This is a genomic window from Mycobacterium europaeum (genome assembly GCF_002102155.1).
GTDB classification, from domain to species: domain Bacteria; phylum Actinomycetota; class Actinomycetes; order Mycobacteriales; family Mycobacteriaceae; genus Mycobacterium; species Mycobacterium europaeum.
The window spans coordinates 1-20,281 of record NZ_LQOU01000029.1; the positions used below are offsets into that span (position 1 = coordinate 1).

At 68.7% G+C, this 20,281-nt stretch carries 16 protein-coding genes; 13 read left to right on the forward strand and 3 right to left on the reverse strand.

The window, feature by feature from the left end; translation table 11 throughout:
- Window positions 1–76 precede the first annotated feature (76 nt).
- From AWC03_RS14930 to AWC03_RS14965, 8 genes are all read left to right on the forward strand, one after another.
- Window positions 77–1,105: a virulence factor Mce family protein gene (locus tag AWC03_RS14930; RefSeq protein WP_085241474.1), complete on the forward strand. Its 1,029-nt coding sequence runs from the start codon at window positions 77–79 to the stop codon at window positions 1,103–1,105.
- Window positions 1,102–2,418, forward strand: a complete 1,317-nt coding sequence (locus AWC03_RS14935; protein WP_085241498.1) for an MCE family protein — start codon at window positions 1,102–1,104, stop codon at window positions 2,416–2,418. The genes AWC03_RS14930 and AWC03_RS14935 overlap by 4 nt, the downstream gene beginning before the upstream one ends.
- Window positions 2,415–3,701, forward strand: coding sequence for a virulence factor Mce family protein (locus tag AWC03_RS14940; RefSeq protein WP_085241476.1), 1,287 nt, complete (start codon window positions 2,415–2,417; stop codon window positions 3,699–3,701). Before AWC03_RS14935 ends, AWC03_RS14940 begins: the two co-directional genes overlap by 4 nt.
- Window positions 3,698–4,837: a virulence factor Mce family protein gene (locus tag AWC03_RS14945; protein WP_085241477.1), complete on the forward strand. Its 1,140-nt coding sequence runs from the start codon at window positions 3,698–3,700 to the stop codon at window positions 4,835–4,837. Before AWC03_RS14940 ends, AWC03_RS14945 begins: the two co-directional genes overlap by 4 nt.
- Window position 4,838: 1 nt before the next feature.
- Entirely contained in the window at window positions 4,839–6,287 is a 1,449-nt protein-coding gene (locus AWC03_RS14950; protein ID WP_085241478.1) for an MCE family protein, read from the forward strand.
- Window positions 6,257–6,826, forward strand: a complete 570-nt coding sequence (locus tag AWC03_RS14955; RefSeq protein WP_085241480.1) for a mammalian cell entry protein — start codon at window positions 6,257–6,259, stop codon at window positions 6,824–6,826. The genes AWC03_RS14950 and AWC03_RS14955 overlap by 31 nt, the downstream gene beginning before the upstream one ends.
- 62 nt (window positions 6,827–6,888) lie before the next feature.
- On the forward strand, window positions 6,889–7,371 hold the full coding sequence (locus AWC03_RS14960; RefSeq protein WP_085241500.1) for a hypothetical protein: 483 nt from the start codon (window positions 6,889–6,891) through the stop codon (window positions 7,369–7,371).
- Window positions 7,372–7,516: 145 nt separating this feature from the next.
- Window positions 7,517–9,022, forward strand: coding sequence for an FAD-dependent oxidoreductase (locus tag AWC03_RS14965; protein WP_085241482.1), 1,506 nt, complete (start codon window positions 7,517–7,519; stop codon window positions 9,020–9,022).
- A 16-nt stretch (window positions 9,023–9,038) separates the two neighbouring features.
- Here AWC03_RS14965 and AWC03_RS14970 read toward each other — a convergent pair whose 3' ends face one another.
- Entirely contained in the window at window positions 9,039–11,282 is a 2,244-nt protein-coding gene (locus AWC03_RS14970) for a carbon starvation CstA family protein (protein WP_244275410.1), read from the reverse strand.
- Window positions 11,283–11,319: 37 nt separating this feature from the next.
- Entirely contained in the window at window positions 11,320–12,849 is a 1,530-nt protein-coding gene (locus AWC03_RS14975; protein ID WP_085241485.1) for an ATP-dependent DNA ligase, read from the reverse strand.
- Window positions 12,850–12,959: 110 nt separating this feature from the next.
- Between AWC03_RS14975 and AWC03_RS14980 the strand changes: the two genes are divergently transcribed.
- Both AWC03_RS14980 and AWC03_RS14985 read left to right on the forward strand, forming a co-directional pair.
- Window positions 12,960–13,718, forward strand: coding sequence for an SDR family NAD(P)-dependent oxidoreductase (locus AWC03_RS14980; RefSeq protein ID WP_085241487.1), 759 nt, complete (start codon window positions 12,960–12,962; stop codon window positions 13,716–13,718).
- A gap of 108 nt (window positions 13,719–13,826) precedes the next feature.
- Window positions 13,827–15,992 (forward strand): acyl-CoA dehydrogenase family protein, encoded by a 2,166-nt coding sequence (locus tag AWC03_RS14985; protein ID WP_085241489.1) that lies wholly within the window; start codon window positions 13,827–13,829, stop codon window positions 15,990–15,992.
- Here the strand turns inward: AWC03_RS14985 and AWC03_RS14990 are convergent.
- Window positions 15,985–16,323: a Zn-ribbon domain-containing OB-fold protein gene (locus AWC03_RS14990; protein WP_085241491.1), complete on the reverse strand. Its 339-nt coding sequence runs from the start codon at window positions 16,321–16,323 to the stop codon at window positions 15,985–15,987. The genes AWC03_RS14985 and AWC03_RS14990 overlap by 8 nt on opposite strands.
- A 54-nt stretch (window positions 16,324–16,377) precedes the next feature.
- On the opposite strand from AWC03_RS14990, the gene AWC03_RS14995 reads away from it, so the two are divergent.
- From AWC03_RS14995 to AWC03_RS15005, 3 genes are all read left to right on the forward strand, one after another.
- Complete coding sequence (locus tag AWC03_RS14995) at window positions 16,378–17,571, forward strand: thiolase family protein (protein WP_085241492.1); 1,194 nt, start codon at window positions 16,378–16,380, stop codon at window positions 17,569–17,571.
- Between the two features lie 33 nt (window positions 17,572–17,604).
- Entirely contained in the window at window positions 17,605–19,035 is a 1,431-nt protein-coding gene (locus AWC03_RS15000; RefSeq protein WP_085241494.1) for a FadR/GntR family transcriptional regulator, read from the forward strand.
- A 109-nt stretch (window positions 19,036–19,144) separates the two neighbouring features.
- The gene (locus AWC03_RS15005) at window positions 19,145–20,137 is read left to right on the forward strand and encodes a sensor histidine kinase (RefSeq protein WP_085241496.1); all 993 of its coding nucleotides are present in this window, start codon (window positions 19,145–19,147) and stop codon (window positions 20,135–20,137) included.
- Window positions 20,138–20,281: the final 144 nt, after the last annotated feature.

Consider the following 20,281-nt stretch of genomic DNA (forward strand, 5'->3'; position numbering starts at 1 on the left):
CCCCCGCGCAGCTGCAGCCCACCCCCGCACCGCCACCGCCGTGACGACCAGCCAACCCACGTCAGAGGAGCACGCCATGAAGGAGAACCTGTCGGGCGCCATCTGGCGCCTGGCCATCTTCTTGGTCGTGTGCACCCTGGGCCTGGTTACGATGCTGGCGATCTTCGCGCAGCTGCGGTTCGGCAACGAGTTGCGCTACCAGGCCAGGTTCAGCAACGTGTCCGGGCTCGAGGCCGGCAACTTCGTCCGCATCGCGGGCGTCGAAGTCGGCAAGGTCAGCAAGATCTCGGTGCAGGACGACGGCACCGTGCTCGTCGACTTCAGCGCCGACGACACCGTGGTGTTGACGGAGGGCAGTAAGGCGGTCATCCGCTACCAGAACCTGATCGGCGGCCGCTACCTGGCGCTACAGGAAGGCCCCGGTGGCACCAGGCAACTCCGGCCTGGCGACACCATTCCGCTGGGCCGGACGTCGCCGGCGCTCGACCTGGACGCGCTGATCGGCGGCTTCCGCCCGTTGTTCCGCGCGCTGGATCCCAATCAGGTCAACACCTTGTCCAGCGAACTCATCAAGGCGTTCCAGGGAGAGGGCCCAACGATCGGTTCCGTCTTGGCGCGCACCGCCGCCCTGACGAACACCCTGGCGGACCGCGACCAGCTCATCGGGCAGGTCATCGTGAACCTCAACACGGTGTTGGGCTCGCTCGGAGACCAAAGCGCCCAGTTCGCGAAGACCGTCGACTCGCTGTCCCGGCTGCTGGCAACGCTCGCCGACCGTAAGCGAGACATCAGCAACGGGATCGCCTACGCCAATGCCGCGGCCGGTTCGATGGCCGATCTGCTCGCTAAAGGCCGTGCGCCCCTGGCGAAGATCCTCAGCGAGGGGGACCGGGTGGGCGGACTGATCATGGCTGACCGCGATTACTTCGACGGCTTCCTCAACACCTTGCCGGACGCCTACCAGATGCTGAACCGGCAGGGCCTGTATGGCGACTTCTTCAGCTTTTATCTCTGCGAAATGCTCTTCAAGCTGAATGGCAAAGGCGGGCAGCCGGTCTACGTGAAAGTGATCGGCCAACCCTCGGGCAGGTGCACGCCGCGATGAAGTATTTCTCCGAACGCAATCCTCTGGTTGTCGGCGCGATCGGCGTCGTGGTCGTCGCGGGCGCCGTGGCGGTGTCGCTGACCTATGACAAGCTGCCCGTGTTCAAATCGGGCAGGCAGTATTCGGCATACTTCGCCGAAGCGGGTGGGCTGTTAACCGGTGCGGCCGTGCAGGTTTCGGGTCTGAAGGCGGGCACGGTGGACAGCATCGCGCTGGACGGCGCCCGGGTGCTCGTCACTTTCGAGGTAGACAAGCACATCCGGCTCGGTGACCGCAGCGAGGCGTCGATCAAGACCAAGAGCCTGCTGGGTGCCAAGATCCTGGAGATCACCACCCGCGGCGACGGCAGGCTGTCCGGGCCGATCCCGCTCGAGCACACTCACGCGCCCTACCAACTGCCCGACGCGCTCGGCGACCTCGGCGCCGCCATCAGCGGGATAGACACCAACCGGCTATCCGAATCGCTGGCGGTGCTGGCGGACACCTTCTCCGGTACCCCCGCCGACCTGAAGATCGCGGTGGCCGGTGTCGCGCGGTTCTCACAGACGTTGAGCGACCGCGACACGCAATTGCGAAATCTGTTGGCCAACGCCAACAAAGCCACCACCGTGTTGTCCGAGCGCAGTGACCAGATCGCCCGGCTGGTCACCGACACCAACGCGCTGCTCGCGGAATTGCGAAGCCAGAGCCGCGCGCTGGACCAGATCTCCGGCAACATCGCCGCGGTGAGCCGGCAGATGAAGGGGCTCATCTCCGACAACCGTCAGACCCTCAAGCCGGCATTGGACAAGCTCAACGAGGTGCTGGCGATCGTCGACAACCGCAAAGAACGCGTGCGGCAGGCGATCAGGAAGTTCGATGACTATGCGCTGTCGCTCGGCGAATCGATGTCCACGGGCCCGTGGTTCAACTTCTACATCGCCAACCTGATCCCCGGGCAGTTCATCCAGCCCTTCGTCGACGCCGCGTTCTCCGACCTGGGTCTGGACCCGAATGTGCTGCTGCCGTCGCAACTCACCGATCCGCAGGTCGGTCAGCCGGGGACACCGGCCCTGCCGGTCCCGTTCCCGCGCACGGGTCAGGGCGGCGAGCCGAGGCTGAACCTTCCGGACGCGATCACCGGCAACCCGGGTGACCCGCGCTACCCCTACCGTGAGCCGCCCCCCGCGCCGCCGCCGGGTGGGCCGCCGCCCGGGCCACCACCGCTCGCCCCGGGGCAGACGGCCCTGCCCCCGGCGCCTCCTTCGCCGTCGCCGGTGTACGTGCCGGCGCCGGGTGAACCGCCGCCACCACCGAAAGCCGGCGAAAGATGAACCGCCGCAACGCCAGGATCGCCCTGGCCGCCGCGCTGGTGCTGACCTTGCTCGCCGGTGCCGCGGCGGTCTGGCACTCGTCCGCGGTGAGCCGCACGAAGACGGTGGTCGCGTACTTCACCAACAGCAACGGCATCTTCGTGGGCGACGAGGTGCGCATCCTGGGTGTGGCGGTCGGCCGCATCAAAAAGATCGAGCCGCAGCCCGAGCGCGTCAAGATCACCTTCTGGTATGAGGCCCGGTATCAGGTGCCCGCCGACGCCAAGGCCGTGATCCTGTCGCCGTCGCTGGTTACGGCCCGAGCGATTCAGCTGACTCCCGCCTACACCGGTGGGCCGCAGCTCCAAGACGGTGCCGTGATCCCGCAGACGCGCACCGCGGTCCCGGTGGAGTGGGACGACCTGCGTAAGGACCTCGAAAAGCTCACCCAGATGCTGCAGCCGACGCACGGCGGCCTGAGCCCCCTCGGCTCACTGCTCACGACCGCCGCGAACAACCTGCGCGGCCAGGGAGCGTCCATCCGCGACACCCTCGTCAAACTCTCCCAAGCGGTTTCGGCGCTGGGCGATCACAGCAACGATCTATTCAGCACGGTGAAGAACCTGTCGATCCTGGTTTCGGCGCTGCAGAGCAGTGGTGACCTGATGCGGCAGCTGAATCAGAACCTGGCCTCGGTCACCGGCCTGTTGACCAACGATCCCGACGAGGTTGCCAACGCGCTCACGGCACTTTCCGACGTCGTCGGCGACGTGCAAACCTACGTGGCCGACAACCGGGAAGCGCTGGGCACGACGTCGGACAGGCTGGCGTCGGTGTCGACGGCGCTGAACAACAGCCTCGACGACTTGAGGCAGGTGTTGCACATCGCCCCCACCGAGCTGCAGAACTTCATGAACATCTATCAGCCCGCGCAAGGCACATTGAGCGGTGCGCCGGCGTTCGCCAACTTCGCCAATCCGGTCGCCTTCCTGTGCGGTGCGATACAGGCGGCGTCGCGCCTGGGGTGGGACCAGTCGGCGAAGCTGTGCGTTCAGTACCTGGCGCCGATCATCAAGAACCGTCAGTACAACTTCCCCCCGCTGGGCGAGAACCTGGTGGTCGGCGCCACCGCGCGCCCGAACGAGGTGACCTACAGCGAGGACTGGTTGCGTCCGGACTACGTTCCGCCGCAGCCGAATCCGGTCGGAAGCCCGGGCGTTGCGCCCGCGCCGGCCCGGGTGCACCCGACCAATCCCGCCGACGGCCTGCGCGGGTTGATGCTGCCGACCGAGGGCGGATCATGACGGGCGCGCGCCCGCGCCGCGGCGTGGTGGGCCTGCTGGTGGCGCTGGCGATGGTGGCGCCGGCGGGGTGCGGCTGGCGCGGCCTGAACTCGGTGGCGCTGCCGGGAACCGCCGGACGCGGCCCCGGGGCGTTCACGATTCAGGCGCAACTGCCTGACGTGGGCACCCTGGAACAGAACTCGCGCGTGCAGGTCGGCGACGTGACGGTCGGCAACGTCACCCGGATCGAGCGGCAGGGCTGGCATGCGCTGCTGACCATCCGGCTCGACGGCGATGTCGACCTGCCGGCGAACGCGACCGCAACGATCGGCCAAACCAGCCTGCTGGGATCCCTGCACGTCGAGCTCGCGCCACCCGCCGACGTCCCGCCCCGGGGCAGGTTGAGGGAGGGGGCGCTGATTTCCCTGTCGTCGGCCGGCAGTTACCCGTCGACGGAGCAGACGCTCGCCGCTATCTCGTTGTTGCTCAACGGGGGTGGGATCGGGCAGATTCAGGACATCACCCAGTCGCTGAGCACCGCGCTGGCCGGCCGCGCCGATGACCTCCGCAGCCTGATAGCCCAGCTCGACACCTTCACCGGCCACGTGGCCGACCAGACCGGTGACATCATCGCCGCCGCCGAGAGCCTCAACACCCTGGTCGGACAGTTCGCCGATCAGAAGCCGGTGTTGGACAGGGCGCTGACGGCCATCCCTGCCGCGCTTCGCACCCTGGCCGACGAGCGGCAGACTCTGGTGGAGGCGCTGGATCAGTTCGGCAAATTCAGTGCGCTGGTGGCCGATTCGACGCGGCAGACCAAGGACGCTGTGGTCAAAGAGCTCAACGACCTGGCGCCGGTGCTGGAATCGCTGGCCAACGCCGGTCCCGCCATGACCCGCGCATTGAGCCTGCTCGCCACCTATCCGTTCCCGAAGGAGACCATCAGCAAGTGGGCCCGCGGGGACTACGCCAATCTGACGGCCATCATCGACCTGACGCTGAGCCGACTCGACGCATCATTCCTCACCGGCACCCGGTTCGAGGGCAATCTGACGGAGTTGGAACTGCAGTGGGGCCGCACCATCGGCCAGATGCCGAGCCCGTACACCGCCGGCAATCCGCTTGTCGCGCCGTATCATTGGGATCAGGGCCGTTGACATGCCGCCCTTGTCGAGACGAATCCTCATCCAGCTGGCGATCTTTGTCGTCGTCGCGCTGGCCGGTGGCGCCGTGATGGTTTTCGGCTACATCCAGGTGCCGGCCATGGTCGGCATCGGACGGTATCGGGTCACCGTCGAGTTGCCGCAGGCCGCGGGCTTATACCCCAGCGGCAACGTCACCTATCGCGGCACCGAAGTCGGCCGGGTCGACACCGTGCGTCTCACCAACACCGGCGTCGCGGCGGTGCTCTCGCTGAAGTCCGGGATCGACATCCCGTCGGACCTCGATGCGCAGGTGCACAGTCAGTCGGCGGTGGGGGAGCAATACGTCGCCCTGCTGCCACGCAGGGATTCGCCGCCGCTGCGGGATGGCGACGTGATCCGGGCCGATCGCGTGTCGGTGCCGCCCGACCTGGACACGATGCTGGATGCGGCGAACCGGGGCATGCAGTCGGTCCCGCGTGCGGACCTCAAGACGCTGGTCGACGAGGCGTCCACCGCCGTCGGTGGGCTCGGTCCGGACATCTCCCGGCTCGTGGCCGGTGCCAGCTCACTGTCCATCGACGCGCGAAAGAACCTCGGTGCGCTGCTCACCCTCATCGACGACGCCAAGCCGGTGCTCGACACGCAGAGCGACACCCCCGACGCGGTGCAGGCGTGGGCCGCGCACCTCGCCGACCTCACGGGCGGGGTGCGGAAAAGCGACGCCGCCGTCAGGCAGGTGCTGGAGCAGGGCGCGCCGGCCATCGGGGAAATCCGTCAGCTCTTGGACCGGGTGAACCCGACGCTACCGGTCATACTCGCCAACCTGGTCGGCGTCGGGCAGGTGGCGCTGACCTATCACGCCGGCCTCGAGCAGCTCCTCGTCCTGCTTCCCCAGGCGGTGGCAACGATTCAGGCGATCAATGTCCCGAACAGGAACACCAAGCAGGGCTACAAGGGCGCCTTCCTCAGCTTCAACCTGCGACTGAACCTGCCGCCGCCGTGTCTGACCGGCTTTCTGCCGGCACAGCAGCAGCGGGTTCCGTCCTGGGAGGACTACCCGGACCGACCCGCGGGCGACCTGTATTGCCGGGTGCCGCAGGACTCCGCGCAAAACGTCCGCGGCGTCCGCAACACCCCGTGCGTGGGCCGCCCGGGCAAACGCGGCCCGACGGTGCAGATGTGCGACAGCGATGAAAGCTACATTCCGCTCAACGACGGTTACAACTGGAAAGGCGACCCGAACGCGACGCTTTCGGGTCAGCCCGTCCCGCAGCCGCGCACCCCGGCGGCGCCGGCACCAGCCGTGCCGGCTCCCGTCCCGGTGCCGATCCCGGCGGCCGAGTACGACCCGGCCACCGGCACCTACGTCGGCCCCGACGGGCATGTCCACACGCAATCCGATTTGGCGACCGCCGGGGGAAAGGAGCGCACATGGCAGACGATGTTGCTACCGCCGAATTGACCGAACTCCCAATGGAACTCGAGGACCGCACGAAAGACGAAGAGCCGGCCCGCGACCGCCCTCCCGTCCGGTTGACGCTGACCGTCGGGCTGGCCATCGTCGCGGCGCTGATCGGGCTGATCGGCTGGGTCGGGCTGCGCGCCCACCGGGCGCATGAAGAGCAGGAGCAGCGCCAGCTTTTCCTGCAAGCCGGTCGCCAGAGCGCGGTCAACCTCACCACGGTTGACTTCCGCGAAGCCGATGCGGACGTGCGGCGCATCCTGGCGGGTGCGACCGGGCAGCTGCACGACAACTTCTCCACACGCTCGCAGCCGTTCATCGACGTGGTGTTGCGAACCCAGTCGAAGTCCGTCGGAACGGTGACGGAAGCGGGCATCGAATCCCAGTCCGGCGACCGCGCCGAAGTCCTGGTCGCCGTCACAGTCCGTACGTCGAATGCCGCCGCGGCCGAACAGCAGCCGCACGCCTGGCGGATGCGGCTCTCCGTGGTGAAGGTCGGCGGCGGGGCGAAGGTGTCGAACGTGGAGTTCGTGCCATGAGAAAGCGATCAGGCCGCGAAGTCGACGGGCCCACGGACGGCGTACCCGAACGCGCGCACCGCATCAACTGGTCGCGGGTGCTGGCATACGGTGTGATACCGGGGCTGGCGCTGGCGCTTGCGTCGACGGCCGCCGTCCTGAAGTGGCAGGGTTCGTCGATCGCCGATGCCGACCGCGGCCGCATCGAGGCCACCCAGGCGGCGCGGGATGCCACCGCCGCCCTGCTGACCTACCGGCCCGACACGGTCGAGCGCGACCTGGCCGCCGCGCGTGACCGGCTGACCGGGCGGTTCAAGGACGCCTACACGTCGCTGACCCGGGACGTGGTGATCCCCGGTTCGAAGCAGCGGCACATCTCCGCGCTGGCCACCGTCCAGTCTGCGGCGTCGGTGTCAGCGGGGCCCGACCACGGTGTCGTCCTGCTGTTCGTCAACCAGACCACGGTCGTCGGCGCCGACGCGCCCGCGTACACGGCATCCAGCGTCCGGGTCACGCTCGACAAGGTCGGGGGTCGCTGGTTGATATCCGGTTTCGATCCGGTTTAGGGCGTCAATTCTTGTCGGCGGAACGGGTGCCCTGGACGAAGACGGCCAGCAAGCAGATGCCGGGGCGATCTGTTTGAATGGGTTCCGCTCTGTCAGGGGCCAGGTGTAGACGCGCGGTCGTGCGGACAGGAAACAGGGGAGCGGGATGATCGAATCCGTACTCGTCGTAGGCGGCGGCAGCGCCGGCCTGCTGACGGCGCTTGCGCTCAAACAACACGCCCCGCAGCTCCAGGTCCGCGTCGTGCGCAGCAAGAACATCGGCGTGATCGGCGTCGGCGAAAGCACCACACCGCAGCTCATCAGCCTGCTCTTCGACTATCTGAAGCTGCCGCAGAAGGAGTTCTATTCAATCGTGCGGCCGACCTGGAAGATGGGCATCCACTTCCTCTGGGGGCCACGCGAGTCGTTCGACTACGGGTTCCAATTCCAGCTCGACGCGTTCTACACCGACCTCACGCGCTACAACGGCTTTTATTGCGGCGACGAGTTCGACAGCGTCAACATGAACTCCGCGCTGATGGCTCAGGGCAAGGCATTCGAGAAGCACCCGAGCGGCCAGGGGCCGATGATCACGGCCGACACGGCGCTGCACCTGTTCAATCCCGCGCTGGTCGAGGCGCTGGAGAAAGCGTCCGTCGAACGCGGCATCGAGCTGATCGATGCCCGCATCACCGGCGTGCCCGTCGATGAGCAGGGCGTGCAGTCCGTCATCCTCGAGGACGGCCGCACGTTCTCGGCCGACCTGTACGTCGACGCGAGCGGCTTTCGCTCCGAGTTGCTCGGTCGCGCGCTGGGGACGCCGTTCGTCCCGTACGACAGCTCGCTCTTCTGTGACCGCGCCATCGTCGGCAGCTGGGACCGGACGGACGAGTTCATCTACCCCTACACCGTCGCCGAGACGATGGAGGCCGGCTGGTGCTGGCAGATCGACCACGAGAACTCGATCAATCGCGGCTACGTCTATTCGTCACAGTTCCTCAGCGACGACCAGGCGCGCGACGAACTCCTGAAGAAGAACCCGAAGGCCACGGCCTGGGATCACGTCATCAAGTTCCGCTCGGGCCGCTACGAGAAGGGCTGGGTCAAGAACGTCTTCGCGATCGGCAACGCGTGCGGCTTCGTCGAGCCGCTCGAGGCGACGTCACTCATGGTCTCGTCGTCGCAGATCAAGGCGATGGTCGAGATGCTCGTGGAGTCCCACCTCGAGCCGACCCCGAGCCTGCAGGAGCTGTACAACACGCTGTTCGTCGACTGGTGGGACGGCATCAAGGACTTCCTGTCGGTCCACTACCGGTTCAACACGCGCCTCGACAACGAGTTCTGGACCGCGTGCCGCAACGAGGTGGACGTGACAGCGGTGCAGCCGCTGCTGGACTTCTATCGCGAGAACGGGCCGACGGGTTTCCTTCGGCATTTTGTGACCAGCACGATCGGGCAGGACAACCAGTTCGGGCTCGAAGGGTATTTGGTGATGCTGGTGGGGCAGAAGGTGCCGTATCGCGATCCGCATCCGCCGGGCCAAGCCGAGATGGCGACCTTTCAGCGTCACTGTGCGCAGAACCGCGCCCGCGCGATGAGCGGGCTGACGGTCGCGGAGGCGCTGCAATACGTCCACCTGCCGGACTGGCGGTGGAATTCCGATTCGCAGTGAGGCGGCGTCGAGCTCGTCAGGGCTGCGACGCCGATTCGGCCCAGGCGTCCCACCGTTTCTGCAGTCCCCGCTCACCGGCCGTGGGGATCAGACCGGCGGGCGCGAACATCTTCGACGGCACCGGGTCGTCCTCGGTCAGCGGCCGCCCGCCACCGCGAATTGACCTGAGGGCAGCGATGATTCCCGCGACGACCACGATCACCACTGCCGCCGCGAACACAATCGACAGCGTGCCTTGGATGGCGGTGTTCCGGATGACGTCAGTGAGCTGATGGGCGTCTTTGGCCGACCCGAATGACGTCTTCCCCGCGTTTCGGGCCGCCACATAATGGGCGTGCTGAGTCCAGTAGCCGACCGCGGGATCCCCGGAGAAGATCTTCTGCCACGACGCGGTCAACGTGACCGTGAGATCCCACAGCAGGGGAATTCCCGGGATCCAGGCCCATTTCAGCAGGCCCTTCTTGATGACGACCACGGTGACGACGGTCAGCGCGATCGCCGCGAGCAGCTGGTTGGCGATCCCGAACAGGGGGAATAGCGTGTTGATGCCGCCCAGCGGGTCGGTCACCCCCATCAGCAGGATGCCGCCCCACGCCGCGGCCACGGCCAGGCTGCAGAGCCACACGCCCGGCCGCCAGCCGGGATTGCGCAGCTTGGCCAGCGGGCCGCCCAGGTTGCCGAGCATGTCGGAAAGCATGAACCGCGCGACCCGGGTGCCCGCATCGACGGCGGTCAGGATGAACAGCGCCTCGAACATGATCGCAAAGTGGTACCAGAACGCCTTGAGGCCGGCGCCGCCGATGACCCGTTGCAGCACCTCGGACATGCCGACGGCCAGCGTCGGCGCGCCGCCCGTCCGCGACACGATCGACCTCTCGCCCACGCTCTCGGCGGCCCGAGTGAGCTGGTCCGCGGTCACCGGAGCTCCCGACAGCCCGAGCCCGTTGACGTAGCGCGCGGCGGTGTCGGCGGTGCCGCCAGTCTGCGTGGGCGGGGCGTTGAGGGTGAAGTACAGGTGCTGGTCGAGGATCGCCGCGGTGATCAGCGCCATGACGGCCACGAACGACTCGGTCAGCATGCCGCCGTAGCCGATCAGCCGCATCTGGCTCTCCTTTTCGAGCAGCTTGGGCGTCGTCCCCGAGGAGATCAGCGCGTGGAATCCGGACAGGGCACCACAGGCGATGGTGATGAACAGGAACGGGAACAGCGAGCCGGGGAACACCGGCCCGTCGCCGGCGGCGGCGAACCGCGAGACCGCGGGCGCCTGCATGAGCGGCCGGGCCACGCAGATGCCGACCGCGAGCAGCGCGATCGCGCCGACCTTCATGAACGTCGACAGGTAGTCGCGCGGCGCGAGCAGCAACCACACCGGCAGCACCGACGCCACGAAACCGTAGCCGATGATCAACCACGACACCGTGACCACCGAGAGGTTGAACCAGGTTGCGCCCCAAGAGGTTCCGGCTACCCCGTTGCCGGAGGCCACGGCGATCAGCAGCAGCGCGACGCCGATCAGCGACGCCTCAGCGACCCGGCCGGGCCGCAGGAACCGCAGGTAGCAGCCCATGAAGAGGGCGATCGGGATTGTCATGGCGATCGAGAACACACCCCATGGGCTTTGGGCCAGTCCCCGCACCACCACCAGCGCCAGCACCGCGATGATGATCACCATGATGACGAACGCCCCCAGCAGGGCGGCGGCGCCGCCGACGGCGCCGAGTTCGTCGCGGGCCATCTGGCCCAGCGAGCGCCCGCGCCGCCGCGCCGAGATCCACAGCACCAGGTAGTCCTGCACGGCGCCGGCGAAGACCGCGCCGACGATGATCCAGATGCTGCAGGGCAGGTAGCCCATCTGGGTGGCCAGCACCGGGCCGACGAGCGGCCCGGCCCCGGCGATGGCGGCGAAATGATGGCCGAACAGCACCCGCCGGTCGGTCGGCACGAAGTCGCTTCCGTCGTCGAACAACTCGGCCGGCGTGGCGTGGTCGTCGCGTGGCTGGACGATCCTCATCTCGATCAGCCGGGCATAGAACCGGAATCCGATGACATATGTGCAGATCGCCGCGACCACAAGCCAGACCGCGTTCACCGTCTCGCCGCGGGCGAACGCGATGATCGCCCACGCCGCGGCACCGATCACGGCGACGGCCGCGAACGCGACCTTGTGCCGGGGGCCGATGGGGGAGCGGTCGACGATCGCGACGGGCGGCAGGGCGGCGTCGGTGCTGAGGTAGCTGACGTCTGGGAGCTGCTTCGCCACGGTCAAACCCTACGGCCGCCGCGAAGCCGCCGCGTGTTCAGTACAGCGCGCGCACGGCGTCGATGGTGTCGGCCTCGGCCGGGCCCTTGTCGTCGCGGTAGCGCACCACGCGGGCGAAGCGCAGCGCCAGGCCGCCCGGGTAGCGCGAGGACTTCTGGACGCCGTCCAGCGCCACCTCGACCACCTGCTCCGGCCGCAGCCGCACCACGTAACCGTCGGTGCCGCCGACCGCGAGTTCGCAGAACCGCGCCGTCTGCCAATCCAACATGGCGTCGGTCATGCCCTTGAAAGTCTTTCCCACCATGACGAATTCGCCCGTCGCCGGATCGCGCGCCCCGAGGTGGATGTTGGAGAGCTTGCCGGTGCGGCGCCCGGATCCCCACTCGACCGCGAGCACCACCAGGTCCAGCGTGTGGACGGGCTTCACCTTCAGCCACCCCGCACCGCGGCGGCCCGCCTGGTACGGCGCATCCGGCGCCTTGGCCAGGACGCCCTCGTGGCCGGCGGCCAGCGTCGCGTCGAGGAATGCGGCCGCCTCGGCGGCGTCCGAGGTGTGCAGCCGATCGACCCGTTGCGCGGCAGGCACCAAAGCGTCCAGGGCGGCCAGCCGCTCGGCGGTCGGCGCGTCGAGCAGGTCGGCGCCGTCGCGGTGCAGGATGTCGAAGAAGAACACCGAAAGTGGCTGGGCCGCACGGGCTGCCGCAACATCGACCGATCGGCCGAACCGTGACGCGGTGACCTGGAAGCGATGCGGTGAGTTGTCGGGCCGCAGCGCGATCGCCTCGCCGTCGGCGATGAGGTCGCGCACCGGCAGCGCCAGCGTCGCCTCCACCACTTCCGGCAGCCGCGCGGTGACGTCGTCGAGGCTTCGGGTGTAGACGGTGACCCGGTCGCCGGCCCGGTGGATCTGCACCCGTGCGCCGTCCAGTTTCGCCTCGAAAATCGTTGTGCCGCCGTGGCGTTCCAGCGCGTCGGCCACCCCGGTCGCCGTCTGCGCCAGCATCGGGCCGACCGGCCGGCCGACTCGCAGCGCGAACGCGTCCAGCGCCCGGGCCCCGCCGCCCAGGGCGGCGGCGGCCACGGACGGCAAGTCCCCGCCCAGCATTGCGGCGCGCTGCACCGCGGCGACGGGCAGCTCGGCGGCCTTGGCCACCGCGTCGGCCATGACTCCGGTCAGCGCCCCCTGGCGCAGCTCGCCGCCGAGCAACCGCAGCAGGAAGGTCTGCTCGGCATCGGTCGCGGCGGCGAACAGGTCGGCGACCAGCTCGGCGCGCCGCGCCTGCGCTCCCTTGCCCGACACCGCTCCGATCTCCGAGAAGCGGGCGTCCACGCCGGCGACGGTCAGCGTCGGCTGCGACGCCGCCGGCGGCCGCGACCGCAGCGATGCCCAGCCGACCCCGATCTGGCGCTGGGGCAGCTCACCCGAGAGCCAGGAGACCACGGTCGCGACACCGTCGGGGTCGCCTGCCGCGCGCCGCAACAGGTCGGCGATGTGGGCGACCTTGCTCAGCCGCGACGACGTACCGCCCACGTCAAACGAGGTAGTCGCCACGTCGAGAAGCAGCACGGAGCCAGCTTGGCACGGCTCGCCGACAATCCTGAAAGATGGACACGCTAGCGTGCCTACGTAACGTTACAGAATGCAAGGAATCTGACAACCCAAAGGGAGAGGTCCGGATGGAGATCAACGGGAAGAAGGTCGTCGTCATCGGCGGTGCGTCGGGGATGGGTCGCGCCTCCGCGGAGCTGCTGGCCGAGCGGGGCGCGGACGTCGCGGTGCTCGACCGCGAGGGTTCCGACGGCAAGACCGTCGCCGAAGGGATCGGCGGCGCGTTCTATCCGGTCGACGTCACGGATTTCAAGGGCACCGAGGAGACGTTGCAGACCGCGGTGGACAAGCTGGGCGGCCTGCACGTCACGGTCACCACCGCAGGCGGCGGCATCGCCAAGCGGACGCTGACCAAGTCCGGTCCGCATGACCTCGAGTCCTTCCAATCCGTGATCGACCTGAACCTGATCGCCACCTTCAACATCAGCCGGCTGGCCGCCGCGCACATGGCCAAGAACGAGCCCGAGGACGAAGAGCGCGGCGTCATCATCAACACCGCATCGATCGCGGCCTTCGAAGGCCAGATCGGGCAGGTGGCCTACACCGCCGCCAAAGCCGGGATCGCCGGCATGTGCCTGACCATGGCCCGCGACCTGGGCTCGATGGGCATCCGGGTGCTGGCCATCGCCCCCAGCCTTTTCCTGACCGGAATCACCTCGATGGTCCCCGACGAGATGGCGGCCAACCTGGTCAAAGACGCCGCCTTCCCGAAGCGGATGGGCCGGCCGATCGAGTACGCCAAGCTGGTGGCGGCCATCGTGGAGAACCCGATGCTCAACGGGCAGTGCCTGCGCCTGGACGCCGGGCAGCGGTTCGCGCCCAAGTAACCACCCCCACGGGTCGCCCTCCTCGCATTAAGTACACTCTTTAGGCAGCCGCCCCGCTTCCCCTCGAAGCGGGGCCGGCACCCCAGCCGGTAGCGAGGAGGGCGCCTCATGGGTATCGCACTGACCGACGACCATCGCGAACTCGCCGAAGTCGCCCGGGGTTTTTTGACCTCGCAGAAGGCGCGCTGGGCGGCGCGGTCCCTGCTCGACGCCGCCGAGGAGTCCCGTCCGCCGTTCTGGCAGAACCTCGTCGAGCTGGGCTGGCTCGGCCTGCATATCGACGAGGAGCACGGCGGTTCGGGATTCGGGCTTCCCGAACTCGTGGTGGTCGTCGAGGAACTCGGCCGCGCGGTAGCACCCGGGCCGTTCGTACCGACCGTCATCGCGTCGGCGGTGATCGCCAAAGACGGCTCGGCCGAACAGAAGTCGCGGCTGTTGCCCGGATTGATCGACGGGACCGTCACCGCGGGCATCGGTCTGGACGGCCAGGTGCGGGTCACCAACGGGATCGCCGACGGTGACGCCGGAATCGTGCTGGGTGCCGGACTGGCCGAACTGCTGCTGATCGCGGCGGGCGACGACGTGCTGCTGCTGGAGCGCGGTCGCGCCGGCGTGTCGGTAGAAGTGCCGAACAACTTCGACCCGACCCGGCGCTCCGGACGGGTGCGCCTGGAAAACGTGAATGTCAGCGCCGACGACGTCCTGTCGGGCGCGCGGGCGTCGGCGCTGGCCCGCGCGCGGACGTTGCTGGCCGCCGAGGCGGTGGGTGGCGCAGCGGACTGCGTCGACGCCGCCGTCGACTACGCCAAGGTGCGGCAGCAATTCGGGCGCACCATCGCCACTTTCCAGGCGGTGAAGCATCATTGCGCGAACATGCTGGTGGCCGCCGAGTCCGGGGTCGCCGCGGTGTGGGATGCCTCGCGCGCGGCCTCCGAGGACGAAGCCCAGTTCCAGCTGGCCGCGGCGGTGGCGGCGACCCTGGCCTTTCCCGCCTATGCGCGCAACGCCGAGTTGAACATCCAGGTGCACGGCGGCATCGGTTTCACCTGGGAGCACGACGCGCACCTGCACCTGCGCCGCGCGCTGGTGATACAGGCGCTGTTCGGCGGTGACGCCCCGGCCCGGGATGTCTTCGAGCGCACCGCCGCCGGCGCCACGCGGGAGAACAGCCTGGACCTGCCGCCCGAGGCCGAAGAGCTGCGCACCAGGATCCACGCCGACGCCGCCGAGATCGCCGCCCTGGACAAAGAGGCGCAACGCGACAAACTCATCGAGACCGGTTACGTGATGCCGCACTGGCCCAAGCCGTGGGGGCGCGCCGCCGACGCGGTGGAGCAGTTGGTGATCGAGGAGGAGTTCCGCGCGGCCGGCATCAAACGGCCCGACTACTCGATCACCGGATGGGTGATCCTGACGCTGATCCAGCACGGAACCGATTGGCAGATCGAACGATTCGTGGAGAAGGCGCTCCGCCAGGAAGAGATCTGGTGCCAGCTGTTCTCCGAACCCGAGGCCGGCTCCGACGCGGCGTCGGTCAAGACCCGCGCCACCCGGGTGGACGGTGGCTGGAAGATCAACGGGCAGAAGGTCTGGACCAGCGGCGCCCAGTACTGTGCGCGTGGCCTGGCCACCGTGCGCACCGACCCCGAAGCCCCCAAGCACGCCGGGATCACGACCGTCATCATCGACATGAAGGGCCCGGGCGTCGAGGTGCGGCCATTGCGGCAGATCACCGGCGGCTCGGAGTTCAACGAGGTGTTCTTCACCGACGTGTTCGTCCCCGACGAGGACGTCGTCGGGGCGCCCAACTCGGGGTGGACGGTCGCGCGCGCCACGCTGGGCAACGAGCGGGTCAGCATCGGCGGCAGCGGGTCGTTCTACGAGGCCCTGGCGCCCACCCTGGTGCAACTCGCGCAGCAGCAGTCAGATCGCTTGGCGGGGGCGCCCATTCGGATCGGGTCCTTCCTCGCCGACGATCACGCGCTGCGGCTGCTCAACCTGCGCCGCGCCGCTCGCAGCGTCGAGGGCGCGGGGCCGGGCCCGGAAGGCAACATCACCAAGCTGAAGCTGGCCGAACACATGGTGGACGGCGCCGCCATCTGGGCGGCGCTGGCGGGCCCCGAGGTCGCACTGATGGACGGGCCCGGAGCGATCGTGGGCAGGCTGGCGATGGGAGCGCGCGGCATGGCGATCGCCGGCGGCACTTCGGAGGTCACCCGCAACCAGATCGCCGAGCGGATCCTCGGCATGCCGCGCGACCCGCTGATCAACTAGCGGGCGCGAACAGCGGCGCCCCGCCGCTGCCCTTCTCCGGCAGGATCCCGACGGCCATGCCGCATGTGACCGAATCCGGCTCGCACCCAACGATGTTGGCGGCCACCCGAAGCCCTTCCTGCTCGGCGAGTTCGACGATGGCGATCACGTACGGGACCGGGATCTCCGGGTTGTACGGGTGGTGGTTGACCGTGTAGGTGAACACCGTGCCGCGCCCGGAGACGGGCTGCGCGACCAGTGGGCCGCCGCAGGCGCGGCATTCGCCGGTCGCCGGATGTACCCAGCGCGCGCAATCGTCGCAGTATTCGATGAGCAGCGGCGCGTCCGGCACGACGAATACAGTACACTCAATTGGTTTCGACGCATGGTCTGACGGGCGGTGTGCATGACGCATTTCGAGAAGGACGCGATCCTGTCCGGTACCGGCATCTCGCGGATCGGCCGTCGCACCGGCATCGCGGGGCTGGACCTGACCATGGAAGCGGTGCGGTACGCCATCGAGGACGCCGGATTGGTCCCTTCCGACGTCGACGGCATCGCGACGCTGGGCGACACCCCCGCCGCCGACGTGAACGCCCAACTGCGGATCGAGGCCGCCGACTGCGGGTCCGGGTTCGGCACCGGCGGCCTGCTCAGCCCGGTGATGTCGGCGTGCCGCGCGGTCGCCGAGCGCCGCGCCCGCCACGTGGTGGTGTACCGGACCATCCAGATGCTCGGGGGCACGGTCCCGGTGAAGCCGCAGGAGAACGCGCCCGCGCCGCCGCTCGCGCGGATGTTCGAGACGCCGGAGGGCACCGAACGCCCCGCCGTCGGCGCGATGGACGACGTCAACGACTTGGTGGCGGCCAACGCGTACTCCGCGGCCAACTGGCTGGCGCTCAACTGCCGGCGCCACATGGAGCTCTACGGGACCACCAAAGAACAGCTGGGCTGGGTGGCGCTCAACGGCAGGCGCAACGCCGCGTTGAATCCGCGCGCCGTCTACCGCGACCCGATGACGATGGCCGACTACCTGGGCGCTCGGCCGGTGTCCACGCCGTTCGGGCTGCTGGACTGCGATGTTCCGATCGACGGCTCCATCGCCGTGGTGGTCTCGCATGCCGAGTACGCGCGTGACTGCCCGCACCGCCCGGTGGCGGTGGAGGCGGTCGGCGGGGCCGACGGCGCCGGGGGCTGGTTCCACCGTGCCGACTATCCGAAGATGGCGATGTCGGACGCGGCGGCGCAGATGTGGTCGCGCACGGACCTCAAGCCGTCCGATCTCAAGGTCGCCGAGCTGTACGACGGGTTCACCTACCTCACCCTCGCGTGGCTGGAAGCGCTGGGCGTCTGCGGCGACGGCGAGGCCGGGCCGTACGTCGAGGGCGGCGCGCGGATCGCCCGCGACGGTGCGCTTCCGCTGAACACGTATGGCGGCCAGCTGTCGGCCGGGCGGATGCACGGCTACTGGGCGCTGCACGAGGGATGCCTGCAGTTGCGCGGCGAGGCGGGGGAGCGGCAGGTGTCGCAGCGCCCAGACGTCGGCGTGGTGTCCGTGGGGGGCGGGCCCGTCGCCGGCTGCATGCTGCTCACATGCTGAAAGCGCTTGCCGGAGAGCATCGTCGGGCCTGACATGAGTACCGGCCGCGAGAGCAAACTGGCCGCCAGGATCGCGCGGGACCTCGAGGCGGAGATCGTCCGCCGCGCCTGGGCCACCGGTGAATCGCTGGGATCCGAACACGCCCTGCAGGAGCGCTTCGGGGTGAGCCGCTCGGTGCTGCGCGAAGCCGTCCGCCTCGTCGAACACCATCAGGTCGCCCGGATGCGCCGCGGGCCGGGCGGCGGGCTGATCATCTGCGAGCCCGACGCCGGCCCCGCCACCCGGGCCGTCGTCATCTATCTCGAACACCTCGGCACCACCCTGGGCGACCTACTCAATGCCCGCCTGGTGCTCGAACCGTTGGCGGCATCGCTGGCCGCGGAACGTATCGACGAAGCGGGTATCGCGCGGCTGCGGGCGGTGTTGGCCGGTGAACAAGAGTGGAGACCTGGGCTGCCGACGCCGCGGGACGAGTTCCACATCGCCCTGGCGGAACAATCCAAAAACCCTGTCCTGCAACTGTTTATCGACGTCCTGATGCGGCTCACCACCCGATACGCCATGCAGTCGCGGACCGACACGGCCAGCGAGGCCATCGAGGCGCTCGACCGGATGCACATCGACCACTCCGAGATCGTCGCGGCCGTCACTTCCGGTGACTCGGCGCAAGCCAAGATGCTCAGCGAACGACACATCGAGGCCGTCACGGCCTGGCTGCAGCGCCATCATCCGGGCACGGTGAGCCGACGGCGCAAGCCGCGGCGGCTCACCGCCGAGGTGCCCCCCGGCAAGCTCGGCGAGATGCTGGCCGCCACGATCGGCGACGACATCGCGGCCGGCGGCTGGCAGGTCGGTTCGGTCTTCGGCACCGAAACCGCCCTGCTGGAGCGCTACCGGGTGAGCCGCGCCGTGTTCCGCGAAGCGGTGCGGCTGCTCGAATATCACTCGATCGCCCACATGCGTCGCGGGCCCGGCGGCGGGCTCGTCATCGCCAAACCCCAGGCGCAGGCCAGCATCGACACCATCGCCTTGTACCTGCAGTACCGCGACCCGAGCCGCGAGGACCTCCGTTGCGTCCGGGACGCGATCGAGATCGATAACGTCGCCAAGGTGGTCAAGCGGCGGGGCGAATCCGAGGTGGCCGCCTTCCTGGCCGCGCATCGGTCAGACGTCGACGAAACGTCCGGTGATGTGAGCGACGCAACCGCGGAGGAGTTCCGGTTCCACGTCGGACTGGCGCAGCTGGCCGGCAACGCCCTGCTCGACTTGTTCCTGCGGATCATCGTCGAGTTGTTCCGGCGGCACTGGACGAGCACCGGGCAGGCCCCGCCGACCTGGGCGGACGTCCTGGCCGTCCACCACGCTCACCTGCGGATCGCGGATGCCATCGAGGCGGGCGACGACAGCCTGGCCCGCTATCGCGTCCGCCGTCACCTGGACGCCGCCGCCTCCTGGTGGCTGTGACAAAGTACTGAGTTCGCAGATGTGACCTGCAGCGCGGTATAGCCAGGCCCCGCCGCGGGTACTGGGGAGGGAGAAGGCAGACGGCCGGTCCAGCAGGGGGTTGGCGTTAGTGATCGAAGGTGAGCGTGCTGGAGTGACCGCGGGCACAGAAATCGGGAAGCTCGGCTTCGTCCATTCCGCGCTCATCTACCAATCCCAGCACGAGTATCTGGATGTCGTGACCCGCTTCGTGCGGGACGGGTTGGACCTCGACGAGGCCGTGCTCGTCGCGGTCCCCGCCGACATGTTGGCGCTACTGCACGACGCGCTGGGCGCGGACGGCACGGCGCCGGACGATCTGCGCATGGTGGACATCACCGAGGTCGCCCGCAACCCGAGCCGGCTCATGGCGATGGAGGGGGCCTTCGTCGACGACCATCCCGACCGGCGCGTGCGGATCGTCAGCCAACTCGCCTGGCCCGGACGGACCGACGAGGAACTGATCGCGTGCGTGGAGCACGAGGCGCTGGTCAACGGGGCCATGGACGGCTACCAGGTGACCGGCCTGTGCCTCTACGACGGGAGCCGGCTCGACGACGACGTGCTGGCGGACGCCCACGCGACCCACCCCTGGCTGTGGGGCGGCGGCGGCCTGCAACGCAGCGTGGACTACGCGCCCGGTGCCGCCTTGCAGCGCTGCAACCGGCCGCTGCCCGGTAATCCGGGGGCGGTGACCTACGTGGTCCGCAAGTCGGCGGACCTTCGCCCGGCGCGCTCGTTCGCCGTCGACTACGCGGGCTGGGTCGGGTTGTCCGAGGACGCGATCGAGGACCTCCAGTTGGTGGCCACGGAGTTGGCCAGCAACAGCCTGATGTACACCGACGGCGCCTGCCAGCTGGCCTTCTGGCGCGACGACGAGTACCTGGTGTGCGAGGCGCGCGACACCGGTTGCTTCGAGGATCCGCTGGTGGGTCGCCTGGACCCGGGGCCGTGCGGCCCCGCCAGCCGCGGGTTGTATCTGGTCAACGCCATCTCGGACCTGGTACGCACGCACACCACCGCCAGCGGAACGACGATCCAGGCTTACCTGCGGTTCGAGCCGTCGGCCGGGCCGACGGGCTGAACGCCGAGCAACCCCCGGGAAACCCGTCCCCCACGCACCGGTCCCGGAGGTTGCTCGTCGAAATCAGCTAGTGTCCTGAGTCATAAATTGCAATCTAGTTGTTAGACTGGGTTGTGCCGACGCCTCATGCCGCCGAGATCGTGC